Below are 12,212 nucleotides of genomic sequence, written 5' to 3'. Positions count from 1 at the left end.
GGGGATTTTGGCGTTGAAGGCGGCCGGGCGACGCTGATTTGCGAGTAAGCCCCCGATTGTAGCTCGGACTGGGTGTGTTATTTGGCCTGTAGGGCCGCTCCGCTTGCGTGCAGGCAGATGGCAGCGGCCGCCGCGACGTTGAGCGACTCCTCGCCGCCCGGCTGTGCGATGCGGATGTGGTGGCTGGCCCGGGCCTCCAGCGCGGCCGAGACGCCCTGCCCTTCGTGGCCCATCAGCCAGGCGCAGGGGTGCGGCAGATCGGCCTTGTGCAGCCATTCGCCACGGTGCGAACTCGTGGCCACCAACGGCACCCGGAGTGCGTCGAGGACGTCAATATCCACGCCTTCGACCAGCCGCAGGCCGAAGTGAGCTCCCATGCCGGCGCGCAGCACCTTTGGCGCCCACAGCGCCGCCGTGCCCTTGAGCGCGATCACCTGGGTGAAGCCGAAAGCCGCCGCGCTGCGCAGGATGGAGCCGGCGTTGCCGGCGTCCTGCAGGCGGTCGAGCACCACGGTCGGGGCCTCAGGCAGGATCTCGGGCCGCTTCGGCAGGTCGAGCACGAACCCCATCGGTGCGGGCGATTCCAGGCCGCTGACCGCGCGCAGCAAGTCATCGGCGACCACTACCGTTTTGAGAGCACTTTGCACCCATTCGGCGGGCGCCGAGGGCCAGAACGCCTCTGAAAACACCGCCACCGCCGGCTTCACGCCGCGGGCCAGCGCCGCGCGACACAGGTGATCGCCCTCGAGCCAGAGCCGGCCCAGCTTGCGATAGGCGCCCGGGTCCTGTGCAAGCTTACGCAGGTCCTTGAGCAAAGGGTTGTCTCGCGAGCTGATGTGGCTCGGGCCGGTGTCGGTGGTCATGAGGGGTTCAGGGGGCGGCGCGCGGGTCGAGGCGTGCACCGAGGTTTTCGGCGGCCCCCATCACGAGCGCCACCGGCATCTCGCCGGTCACGACGGCGGCGCCCGAGGTCGCAGCGGCCGTGCGCGCCAGCGCCGCCGCCACTGGGCTGAAGGAGCGGCGATGGTGCATGCAGGCGCCATGCTGTTGAAGCGCCTCCAGGTGCTCACGCGTGCCGTAGCCCTTGTGGCCGGCAAAGCCGTAGTGAGGGAATTCGTCGTGTAGCTGCGTGCAGAGCCGGTCGCGGTGCACTTTGGCAAGAATTGACGCGGCCGAAATCGCCTTGACCCGCGCGTCGCCCTTGACGATGGCCTCGGCCAGCACGTCGAGCCGGGGCAGCCGGTTGCCGTCCACCAGCACCTTGACCGGCTTCAGTCGCAGGCCCTCGACTGCGCGACGCATCGCGAGCATCGTGGCCTGCAGGATGTTCAGGCTGTCGATCTCCTCGACCGACGCCTGCGCGATCGAGCAGCACAGCGCCTTGGCGAGGATCTGGTCGTGCAGGCGTTCGCGCTGCAGCGCCGTGAGCGTCTTGGAATCGGCCAGGCCGCGGATCGGGCGCAGGTCGTCCAGGATCACGGCCGCGGCCACCACCGGGCCGGCCAGGGGCCCGCGTCCGGCTTCGTCGACGCCCGCCATCAGGCCCGGCGCGTCCCACACGAGCGGGACCTGTTCAGCCTTCAAGAACTTTCTGGATCGCATCGGCGCAGAGTGTGGGCGTGTCGCGCTGCAATTGCACATGCAGCGCGGAAAATCTTTGTTGCAGCGCCTGCGTCTTCGCGGGCGCGTCGAGCCATTCGAGCGTGGCCTGTGCCAACGCCTCGGGCGAGGCGGCTTCCTGCAGCAGCTCGGGCACCACGAACTCGCGGCACAGGATGTTCGGCAGCCCGACCCAGGGCTGCAGCTGCTTGCGCTGCATCAGGCGCCACGAGAGCCCGTTCATGTTGTACGCGATGACCATCGGCCGCTTGAACAGCGCGGCCTCGAGCGTGGCCGTTCCGCTGGCGATCAGCGTGACGTCGCAAGCGGCGAGTGCGGCGTGCGACTGGCCATGAAGCAGCGTCACCCGCCCTGCCATACCAGCGGCCTGCAGCAGGCCTTCGACCTCGGCGCGCAGCCCCGGCAGGATCGGCGCGATGAACTGCAGCTTCGGCTTGGCCTTCTGCATCAGCGCCGCAGCGGCGAAGAAGCGGGTCGCGAGGTACCGGATTTCGGAACGGCGGCTGCCGGGCAGCAGCGCAACGACCTGCGCCTCGGGGTCCAGCTTCAGCGCGGCGCGGGCGGCCGCACGGTCGGGCGTCATCGGGATCACGTCGGCAACTGGATGGCCGACGTAGCTTGCCGCGACGCCCTGCTTTTCGAGCAGCTCGGGCTCGAACGGGAAGATGCACAACACGTGGTCGGCGGCAGCCCGGATCTTGTCGATGCGATCGGCGCGCCAGGCCCAGATCGAGGGACAGACGAAATGCACGGTCTTGATGCCCTCGCGACGCAGGCCGGCTTCGAGATCGAGATTGAAATCGGGCGCATCGACGCCGATGAACAGCTCGGGACGCTCGCGCAGCAGCCGGGCCTTGAGCTGGCGGCGGATGCCGGCGATTTCGGCGTAATGCCGCAAGACCTCGATGTAGCCGCGCACCGCGAGCTTTTCCTGTGGCCACCAACTCTGGAAACCGTGGGCCAGCATGCGCGGACCGCCGATGCCGGCGGTCTGCAGCGCAGGCCAGCGGGCTTCGAGGCCGTCGAGCAGCAGGCCCGCGAGCAGGTCGCCGGACGCTTCGCCCGCGACCAGCGCGAAGCGGCGCTGCTCGTTCGTGCTCATCGCGCCCATGTCAGCGCGCGATGCCGCGCGTTGAACTGGCGAGGAAGGCCTCCATCAGCGCAACATCGCCGACGGCCTCGGGCATTTCCGCCGCGAGCGCGGCGATGCCGGCGCGCGCCTCTTCGAGCGTCTTGCCTTGGCGGTACAGCAGGCGGTGCATCTGCTTGACCGCGGCGAGCCGCTGCGCCGAGAAATCGCGCCGGCGCAGGCCCACTTGATTGAAGCCACGCACGGCCAACGGATTGCCGTCGACCAGCATGAAAGGCGGCACGTCCTGCGAGACCGCGCTGGCAAAGCCGACCATCGCGTGCGCGCCGATCGACACGAATTGGTGGATGCCGGTCAGGCCGCCGATGGTGACCCAGTCGGCCAGGTGCACGTGGCCGGCCAGCGTCGTCTGGTTGGCCAACGTGGTGTGGTTGTCGACATGGCAGTCGTGCGCAATGTGCGTGTACGCCATGATCCAGTTGTCGTTGCCGACGGTGGTCACCCCCCCCGCCCCCGGCACGCCGAGGTTGAAGGTGCAGAACTCGCGGATCACGTTGCGATCGCCGATGGTCAGCTCGGTCGGCTCGCCCGCGTACTTCTTGTCCTGGGGAATCGCACCGAGCGACGAAAACTGGAAGATCCTGTTGTCGCGGCCGATGGTGGTGCGCCCTTCGATCACGCAGTGCGGGCCGATGGTGGTGCCCGCGTCGATCCGCACGTGCGGGCCGATCACGGTATACGGACCGACCGACACCGAGGCGTCGAGTTGGGCCTTCGGGTCGACGATCGCTGTCGAATGAACCTGGGTCATGCCTTGCAAAAAACGATGCGCCGGATCAGCTGTTGATCTGACGCATGGCGCACATCAGCGAGGCTTCGCACGCCAGCTCGCTGCCCACGAGCGCGCGGCCCTTGAACTTCGAGATGCCGGCCTTCATGCGTTCGATCTCGACTTCCAGCGTGAGCTGATCGCCCGGCTCGACAGGACGCTTGAAGCGCGCGCCGTCGATGGCCGCAAAGTAGTAGACCGTGTTGTCGTCGGGCACGATGTCCATCGAGCGGAACGACAGCAGCGCCGCCGCCTGCGCCATGGCTTCGAGCATCAACACACCCGGCATCACCGGGCGGTGCGGGAAGTGGCCGTTGAAGAACGGCTCGTTCATCGTCACGTTCTTGAGCGCCGTGATGCGCTTGCCCTTTTCCATGCTCAGCACCCGGTCCACCAGGAGAAACGGGTAGCGATGCGGCAGCAACTTGAGAATTTGGTGGATATCGAGCGTCGTGTCCGTCATGGTGTTCTGTTCCTGCATCGTCGTCATTGTTTCGAGGGGGCTTTTTCCAGCGCCTTCAGTCGTTCGCGCAGGCTGTGCAACTGCTTGAGCGTTGCAGCATTCTTTTCCCAGTTTGCATTGTCATCGATCGGAAACATGCCGGTGTACTGGCCGGCCTTGCGGATGGAGCGTGTCACCACGGTCGCCGCCGACACATGCACGCCGTCGGCCACCGTGAGGTGACCCAGCACGATGGCGCCGCCACCGAACGTGCAATTCGCACCGATGGTCGCGCTGCCGGCAACGCCGACACAGCCCGCCATGGCCGTGTGCTTGCCGACGCGCACGTTGTGGCCGATCTGGATCAGGTTATCGAGCTTCACGCCGTCTTCGATGACGGTGTCGTCGAGCGCGCCGCGGTCGATGCAGGTGTTGGCGCCGATCTCGACGTCGTTGCCGATGCGCACTGCGCCCAGCTGTTCGATCTTGACCCAGGCACCCTGGTGCGGCGCGAGGCCGAAGCCGTCGGCCCCGACCACCACGCCGGGGTGCAACAGGCAGCGCTCGCCGATGCTGCAGTCTTCGCTGACCGTGACGCGCGACTTCAGCACGGTTCCCGCACCGATGCGTGCGCCCCGCTCCACCACGCACAGCGCACCAATGCGCGCGGTGGCGTCGACCTGGGCTTCGGGATGGATCACGGCAGAGGGATGGATGCGATCGGCGTCCAGGCGCGCATGGTGCGCTTTCCACAGCTGCGTCAGCCGGGCAAAGTAGTAGTACGGGTCGGGCGTGACGATGTAGGCGCCACGCGCCGCGGCTGCCTCGCGCATGGCGGGAGACACGATGACACAGGCCGCCTTGGAGGCGGCCAGTTCCTGCTGGTATTTGGGATGGCTCAGGAAACTGAGCGCATCGGGCTGTGCATTCTGCAGCGGCGCAAGCCGCTCGATGGACAGCGTGGCATCTCCATGAAGCTCGCCCCCGAGGGCGTCAACGATGGCTCCGAGCTGCAGCGACACGCCGGTTCGCGGCGTTACTTGCCGGCCGCAGGCGCAGAGGAGCCGACCGACGCGTTCAGCGCCTTGATCACCTTGTCGGTGATGTCGTGCTTCGGATTGATGTAGATCGCTTCCTGGAGGATGGCGTCGTACTTTTCGGTTTCGGCGACCTGCTTGACCACGCGGTTGGCGCGCTCGTAGACCTGCTGGAGCTCTTCGTTCTTGCGCGCGTTCAGGTCTTCCTGGAACTCGCGGCGCTTGCGCTGGAAGTCGCGGTCCTGGTCGACCAGCGAGCGCTGGCGCGAAACGCGCTGGCTTTCCGACAGGGTCGGAGCCTCGCGCTCGAACTTTTCCGACGCCGTCTTCAGCGCTTCGCCCTGCACGGTGAGGTCCTTTTCGCGCTTGAGGAACTCGGCCTCGAGTTTGGCTTGCGCTGCCTTGGCCGGCTGCGCCTCACGCAGTACGCGGTCGGGATTCACGAAACCGATGCGAAAGCTCTCCTGGGCCTGCGCGGGCGCAGCCACCAGGGCAAAAGCGGGAATCAGGAACGCGCCGGCTGCGGCGCGAATCAATTGCTTCATTTAGAAAGACGTTCCGATCTGGAATTGGAGGCGCTGAATTCTATCCTTCGGGATCACGACGAAGCCTTGTTCATTCAGCACTTCCTTCTGGGACTTGACGGGGAAGGCATACGCAAGGCGCAGCGGGCCCAGCGGCGAGATCCAGCTGATGCCGAGGCCGACCGAGGCGCGCAACTTCTTCTGAGCCTTCCACTGCTCGTCCGTCACGTTGGGTGCACGGGAACCAAACACGTTGCCGACGTCGAAAAAGCCGTACAGGCGCAGCGTGCGGTCATTGCCGGCGCCGGGGAACGGCGTGCTCAGCTCGGCGTTGAAGATGGCCTTCTTGGTACCGCCGATGGCGGCGCCTTCGGTCTGGAGCCACAGCGGCTGGTCTCGCGGACCCAGCGAGTTCTGCTCGAAGCCACGGATCGAACCCAGACCACCGGCGTAGAAGTTCTTGAAGATCGGGTAGGTCTTGCCGCCGAAGGCCTTGGCATAGCCGACTTCGCCGTTGATCGCGAAGGTGTACTGCTTGTTGATCGCGAAGAACTGCTGGTACTGGTAGCTGGTCTTGAGGTACTTCATGTCCCCGCCCACACCCAGCTCGAGGTTGGCGCGCTGCAGTCGACCGGTGGTGGGAACCAGCGCGCTGTCGCGGCTGTCGCGACCCCATCCCACGGTCAGCGGCACGCCCCAGACGCTCTTCTGGTCGCAACCGGTAACGAACAAGCCGCTCGCGTCCTTCGCGCATTGGAAGTAGTTGAGGTACGACTGCGGCGTGGTGATGCCGGCCAGCGCCGAGCGATTCGGGTCGAACGCGTAGCGCTCCAGACCGACGCCGAAGAAGACGGTGTCGAGCTCGCTGAACGGCACGCCGAAACGGATAGCGGCCCCCTGGTTCACCAGCTTGTAGTCGCCGTCTTCGTTCGTGGAGTACGGACGCGTCGTCGTGTGGTAGACGCTGATCGTGCGCGAGATGCCGTCCTTCGTGAAGTACGGATCGGTGGTGGTCAACGACAGCGTGCGGTTGTACTTGCTGGTGTTGACTTGCACGCCCAGGAAGTTGCCCGAGCCGAACACGTTCTCCTGCGAGATGCCGAAGGTCAGTGCGACCTTTTCTGCGCTCGAGTAGCCGGCGCCCAGCTGCAGCGTGCCGGTGGGCTTCTCGGCCACGTTGACGGTCAGGTCGACCTGGTCGGGCGAACCAGGCACTTCCTGCGTCTCGACGTTCACTTCGGTGAAGAAGCCCAGGCGGTCCACGCGGTCGCGCGAGATCTTGATCTTGTCGCCGTCGTACCAGGAGGCTTCGAACTGGCGGAACTCGCGGCGAATCACTTCGTCGCGGGTCTTGTTGTTGCCGCCGACCGACACGCGTCGCACGTAGACGCGACGTGCGGGTTCGGCCTGCAGCGTCAGCGTGACGCGGTTGTTCACGCGGTCGATGTCCGGGCGCGCCTGCACACGAGCGAAGGCGTAGCCGAAGGTGCCGAAGTAGTCGCTGAAGGCCTTGGTGGTCTCGGTGACCTGCTCGCCGTTGTACGGCTCGCCGGGCTTGATCGTGATGAGCGACTTGAACTCGTCGTCGCGGCCCAGGTAGTTGCCGTCGAGCTTGATGCCCGCCACCACGAACTTCTCGCCTTCGGTGATGTTGACCGTGACGCTCAGGTCCTTGCGGTCCGGCGAAATGGCGACCTGGGTCGAATCGATGCGGAACTCGAGGTAGCCGCGCGTGATGTAGTACGAGCGCAGGGTTTCGAGGTCGGCGTTGAGCTTGGCGCGCGAGTACTGGTTCGACTTGGTGTACCAGCTCATGAAGCCGCCGCTGTCCTGGTCGAACAGGCTCAGCAGCGTCGATTCGCTGAAGGCCTTGTTGCCGACCACGTGCACTTCGCGGATGCGGGCGGACTCGCCTTCGGTCACGGTGAACGTCAGGTTCACGCGGTTGCGCTCGATGGGCGTGACGGTGGTCACGACGTTCGCGTTGTAGAGGCTGCGGCTCACGTACTGGCGCTTAAGCTCCTGCTCGGCGCGGTCGGCCAGCGCCTTGTCGAACGGGCGGCCGTCGGCCAGCCCGATTTCACGCAGCGCCTTCTGCAGCGCCGCCTTGTCGAATTCCTTGGCGCCGACGAAGTCGACGTCGGCAATCGTGGGCCGCTCTTCGACGATCACCACCAGCACGTTGCCGTTGACGTCGATGCGGACGTCCTTGAACAACCCCAGGTCGAACAGCGCGCGGATCGCGGCCGAGCCGCGTTCGTCGCTGTAGGTGTCGCCCACACGCAGGGGCAGCGATCCGAAGATCGTGCCGGCCTCGACGCGTTGCAAGCCTTCGACGCGAATATCGCGCACCGTGAAAGGCTCGACGGCCCAAGCGGCCGTGGCCGCCAGCGTGCTGGCCACCACCGCGGCAACGCTACGCAGGCGAAAGCGACTGAAGTTTGTGTTCATCTGTGAATTGGGCCGGCACGGAAAGGGCCGGCAGAAAGTTAACCAAAGAGCCGCGTGACGTCGTTGAAGAGTGCGACCGACATCATCACCAGCAGCAAAGCGACACCGCCGCGCTGCAGCCGTTCCATCCAGGCGTCGGAGACGCTTTTCCCGGTCAGGCCCTCCCAAAGATAATACATCAGGTGCCCCCCATCGAGGACCGGCAGCGGCATCAGGTTGAGCACCCCGAGGCTCACGCTGATGAGCGCGAGAAAGACCAGGTACTGCGTCAAACCGAGGCTGGCGGACTTGCCGGCGTAATCAGCAATTGTTAAGGGACCGCTCAGGTTCTTGATTGACGCCTCGCCGATCAGCATCTTGCCCATCATGCGAACCGTGAGCGCCGACACCTCCCAGGTGCGCACCACGCCACGCCAGACGCCGTCGATGACGCCCTGGCGCACCGTGACCATCTCGGGCGGCGCACCCACGTAGGCGCCGATGCGCGCGACCTTGGCGGCGCCCTCTTCGCGCACTTCGGGCTTGACCTCGAGCGAGAGCGGCTGGCCGTCGCGCTGGAGCTGCCAGGTCTGCGTACGCGCCTGCCCGGTGGCATCGACCGAGGCGCGGATGACCTCGCGCAGCTGCTGCCCATCGAGGATGGGGGTGTCGCCGATGGCAAGGACCAAGTCGCCGTTGCGAAGGCCGGAACGCTCGGCCGCGCTTCCAGCCATGACCTCGCCGATCTCGGGACGGGTCAGCGGTGCGACCACGCCGATCTTGCGGAACATCTGTGGATCGGCGTCCTTGGCCTCCATCCGGCTCAGAGGCAGGACCAGCTGGCGGCCGGGCCGACCGCCCTCGCCCGCCACTTCGAGCGTGAGGTCGCGGCCGTCGAGCGCGCCGCGCGTCATGCGCCAGCGCAGGTCTTCGAAGGACTGCACCGGCGACAGATCGCCGTCGAAACCGGCCTGGGTGATGTGCTCGCCGCCGCGCAGGCCCGCCGCTTCGGCCAGCGATGCCGCCACCGGTCGCCCCAGCTTGGCCACAGGCTCGTCGACGCCGATCCAGTTGACCGCCGTGTACAGCACAACCGCCAGCAGCAGGTTGGCGATCGGGCCGGCGGCCACGATGGCCGCACGCGAGCGCAGCGGCTGGGTGTTGAAGGCGCGGTGTCGCTCCTCGGGTGCAACCGGGCCTTCGCGCTCGTCGAGCATCTTGACGTAGCCACCGAACGGAAAGGCGCCGATGACGAATTCGGTCTGCTGCCCCGGGTGCTGGCGCTTGGGCTGCCAGCGCAGAAGGGCCTTGCCGAAGCCGACCGAGAAGCGCTCTACTTTGACGCCGCAAGCGACGGCGACGCGGTAGTGGCCGTATTCGTGGACCGCGATGAGAACGCCGAGAGCGACCACAAAAGCTATGACGGTGAGCATCAGGGTCCTCTGCGCTGTAGGGAATCAGGCCGCGAAACGTGCCGCGGCGGCGTTGGCCGCCTCGCGGGCGCTGGCGTCGAGCGCCAGCAGGTCGGCCAGCGATGCCGGCTTGGAGGGCAAGACCGCCTCCAAAGTTTCCAGGTTGACCGCATGAATGCGATCGAAACGCAGGCGCCGGTCGAGAAAGGCGGCCACGGCCACCTCGTTGGCCGCATTCAGCACTGCCGTGGTGCCCGAGGCGGCACGCAGGGCGTGCCACGCCAAGCCCAGACCGGGGAAGAGCGCCGGATCGGGCGCGTCGAAGGTCAGCGAACCCATCTGGCGGAAATCGAGCCGCGCCGCCCCGCTCTCGATGCGCTCCGGCCAGGCTAGGCCGACCGCGATCGGCACGCGCATGTCAGGCGTGCCGAGCTGGGCGATGACCGAGGCGTCGGTGAACTGCACCATCGAATGGACCACGCTCTGCGGGTGGATGACGACCTCGATCTGCTCCGGCGTCACGCCGAACAGGTGGCGCGCCTCGATCACCTCGAGCGCCTTGTTCATCATCGTGGCCGAGTCGACCGAGATCTTGCGGCCCATGACCCAATTGGGGTGGGCGCAGGCCTGCTCGGGCGTCACGGCGCCGAGCGTGTCGGGGGCGCGGGTGCGGAACGGGCCGCCCGACGCCGTCAGGATGATCTTGTCGATGCGCCGCGCCCAGGTGGACGGGTCTTCGGGCAGCGACTGGAAGATGGCCGAATGCTCGCTGTCGATGGGCAGCAGCGTGGCACCGCCCTCCTGCACCGTGCGCATGAACAGCTCGCCGCCGACGACCAAGGCTTCCTTGTTGGCCAGCAGCAGGCGCTTGCCGGCGCGCGCGGCGGCCAGGCACGGCGCGAGGCCGGCTGCACCGACGATGGCGGCCATCACGGCATCGACTTCGTCGTCGGAAGCTATTCTTTCGAGAGCGTCGTCGCCCAGCAGGACGCGGGTTGCAAGGTTGTTCTGCTTGAGCTTTTCAGCCAGCAGCGCGGCATGCGGCGCGCTCGCCATGACGGCGAAGCGCGGCGAGAAGCGCGCGCATTGGGCCAGCAGTTCGTCGACCTTGGTAGCAGCCGACAGCGCGAACACCTCGAAGCGCTCGGGGTGACGGGCGATGACGTCGAGCGTGCTGACACCGACCGAACCGGTCGAGCCGAGCACCGTGACACGTTGTTTGGAAGTGCTCACAGGAAAGCCAGCATCATGGCGATGGGAAGTGCCGGCAAGAGGGCATCCACGCGGTCGAGAACGCCGCCGTGGCCCGGCAGCAGGCGGCTGCTGTCCTTGGCGCCGGCGCTGCGCTTGATGAGCGATTCGACCAGGTCGCCGACGACGCTCATCGCCGCCAGGAACACCGCCCCGATCAGCAGCAGCCACCAGCCGCGCTCATGCAGGCGGGTGTACAGGCTGGGCACCGTGGCGCCCAGGCTCTTGTCGGCCCAGACCCAGGCGAATGCCAGCACGATGACGCCGGCCATGCCGCCCCAGACACCTTCCCAGCTCTTGCCGGGACTGATGGCGGGCGCCAGCTTGGCGCGCGTGAATTTCAAGCCGAAGGCGCGGCCGGAGAAATAGGCGAACACGTCCGCCACCCAGACCAGCACCAGAATGGACAGCAGAAAGTTGATGCCGACCATGCGCGCCTGCACCGCCGCGAGCCACGCGACCCACAGAGCCAGCAGGCCGCCCACCAGCCGCAGCCCGCGCGGAATGCGCGGCCAGCCAGGTACCGCGACGCGCAGCAGCGCCGCACCGCCGAGCACCCAAGCCGCGCTGGCCAGCGTCCACATCAGGAACAGGCGCTGCTCCAGCAGGCCCAGCCACCACGACAGCCCGCACAGCGCCACCATCTCGGCGCCCAGGAACAGCGACATGCCCTGCCCGTAGCCATTGAGGCGCCCCCACTCCCATGCAGCGGCGCCAATCAGCACCAGCATCACGCAGGCGAAAGGGATGTAGTTCCGGTAGAACAGCGCTGGCAGCAAGATCGCGAGCAGCACGATCGCCGTGAGGATGCGTTGTTTGAGCATGCGGAAGGTGGTGTCGGGCCGTGTCAGGCCGCGGAAGCCGAAACCTGCGCCGAGGTCTGGCCGAAGCGACGCTCGCGACCCTGGAACGCAGCGATGGCCTCGTCCAGTGCGGCTTCGTCGAACTCGGGCCAGAGCTTGTCGCTGAAGAACAGCTCGGCGTAGGCACTTTGCCAAAGCAGGAAATTCGACAGCCGCTGCTCCCCGCCCGTGCGGATGAACAGGTCGGGGTCGGGCACGTGGGCCAGCGCCATGGCGCGATCGAGGTTCATCTCGGTCATGGGCAGGCCCTGCTCGGCAAGCTTGGCCGCAGCGCGCGCGATGTCCCAGCGTCCGCCGTAGTTGAAGCAGATGTTGAGAATCAGACGCGTGTTGTGGGCCGTGGTCTGCTCGGCCGACACGAGGCCGGCCACCATCTTGTCGGACAGACCGGCGCGTTCGCCGACAAAATGCAGCCGCACGCCATCGGCGTTGAGGCGCGGCACTTCGCGCGCCAGCGCCCCGACCATCAGTTGCATCAGGCCGGAAACTTCTTCAGGCGGACGATTCCAGTTCTCCGAGGAGAACGCAAACACCGTGAGCACGCCCACGCCTCGGTCGGCGCAGGCCTTGACGCAGCGCCGCAGCGACTCCACGCCCTGCTTGTGCCCCGCCACGCGAGGCAGAAAGCGCTTGGTGGCCCACCGGCCGTTGCCATCCATGACGATGGCAACGTGGTGCGGCGGGGTCGTCGTTTGCGGCGAGGAGGCCATGCGG

Annotated in this window: 12 protein-coding genes; all 12 read right to left on the bottom strand. The window is 66.7% G+C overall.

The features are described from left to right. Positions 1 to 77 precede the first annotated feature (77 nt). Genes RZE79_RS14345 through uppS form a run of 12 tightly spaced genes read right to left on the bottom strand, consistent with a single transcriptional unit; the run spans position 78 to position 12,208 of the window. Positions 78 to 863 carry an RNA methyltransferase gene (locus RZE79_RS14345; protein WP_319360931.1) on the bottom strand — a complete coding sequence of 262 codons (786 nt, stop codon included), beginning with the start codon at positions 861 to 863 and terminating at the stop codon, positions 78 to 80. Between the two features lie 7 nt (positions 864 to 870). After that, a complete protein-coding gene (gene rnhB / locus RZE79_RS14340) occupies positions 871 to 1,602 on the bottom strand; it encodes a ribonuclease HII (protein WP_319360930.1) in 732 nt (243 codons plus the stop codon). Further along, positions 1,574 to 2,722 (bottom strand): lipid-A-disaccharide synthase, encoded by a 1,149-nt coding sequence (gene lpxB, locus RZE79_RS14335; protein WP_319360929.1) that lies wholly within the window; start codon positions 2,720 to 2,722, stop codon positions 1,574 to 1,576. Before lpxB ends, rnhB begins: the two co-directional genes overlap by 29 nt. Before the next feature lie 10 nt (positions 2,723 to 2,732). Beyond that, on the bottom strand, positions 2,733 to 3,521 hold the full coding sequence (gene lpxA / locus RZE79_RS14330; RefSeq protein ID WP_319360928.1) for an acyl-ACP--UDP-N-acetylglucosamine O-acyltransferase: 789 nt from the start codon (positions 3,519 to 3,521) through the stop codon (positions 2,733 to 2,735). A 25-nt stretch (positions 3,522 to 3,546) separates the two neighbouring features. Further along, the gene (fabZ, locus tag RZE79_RS14325; protein ID WP_101493097.1) at positions 3,547 to 4,002 is read right to left on the bottom strand and encodes a 3-hydroxyacyl-ACP dehydratase FabZ; all 456 of its coding nucleotides are present in this window, start codon (positions 4,000 to 4,002) and stop codon (positions 3,547 to 3,549) included. Positions 4,003 to 4,025: 23 nt separating this feature from the next. Beyond that, positions 4,026 to 5,003 carry a UDP-3-O-(3-hydroxymyristoyl)glucosamine N-acyltransferase gene (lpxD, locus tag RZE79_RS14320; RefSeq protein ID WP_319360927.1) on the bottom strand — a complete coding sequence of 326 codons (978 nt, stop codon included), beginning with the start codon at positions 5,001 to 5,003 and terminating at the stop codon, positions 4,026 to 4,028. Between the two features lie 14 nt (positions 5,004 to 5,017). Next, positions 5,018 to 5,563 carry an OmpH family outer membrane protein gene (locus RZE79_RS14315; protein WP_153284435.1) on the bottom strand — a complete coding sequence of 182 codons (546 nt, stop codon included), beginning with the start codon at positions 5,561 to 5,563 and terminating at the stop codon, positions 5,018 to 5,020. Continuing rightward, positions 5,564 to 7,993 carry an outer membrane protein assembly factor BamA gene (gene bamA, locus RZE79_RS14310; RefSeq protein WP_153284436.1) on the bottom strand — a complete coding sequence of 810 codons (2,430 nt, stop codon included), beginning with the start codon at positions 7,991 to 7,993 and terminating at the stop codon, positions 5,564 to 5,566. It abuts the gene before it with no gap. Positions 7,994 to 8,031: 38 nt separating this feature from the next. Further along, a complete protein-coding gene (gene rseP, locus RZE79_RS14305) occupies positions 8,032 to 9,408 on the bottom strand; it encodes an RIP metalloprotease RseP (RefSeq protein WP_319361186.1) in 1,377 nt (458 codons plus the stop codon). 21 nt (positions 9,409 to 9,429) lie between these two features. After that, positions 9,430 to 10,617: a 1-deoxy-D-xylulose-5-phosphate reductoisomerase gene (ispC, locus tag RZE79_RS14300; protein ID WP_319360926.1), complete on the bottom strand. Its 1,188-nt coding sequence runs from the start codon at positions 10,615 to 10,617 to the stop codon at positions 9,430 to 9,432. Further along, positions 10,614 to 11,459, bottom strand: a complete 846-nt coding sequence (locus RZE79_RS14295) for a phosphatidate cytidylyltransferase (RefSeq protein ID WP_153284439.1) — start codon at positions 11,457 to 11,459, stop codon at positions 10,614 to 10,616. The genes ispC and RZE79_RS14295 overlap by 4 nt, the downstream gene beginning before the upstream one ends. A gap of 23 nt (positions 11,460 to 11,482) precedes the next feature. Next, a complete protein-coding gene (gene uppS, locus RZE79_RS14290) occupies positions 11,483 to 12,208 on the bottom strand; it encodes a polyprenyl diphosphate synthase (RefSeq protein ID WP_099796807.1) in 726 nt (241 codons plus the stop codon). Positions 12,209 to 12,212 lie beyond the last annotated feature (4 nt).

The sequence above is a fragment of the Variovorax sp. EBFNA2 genome (assembly GCF_033802765.1).
GTDB lineage: Bacteria > Pseudomonadota > Gammaproteobacteria > Burkholderiales > Burkholderiaceae_C > Variovorax > Variovorax paradoxus_H.
This window is presented reverse-complemented; position numbering and strand designations above follow the sequence as displayed.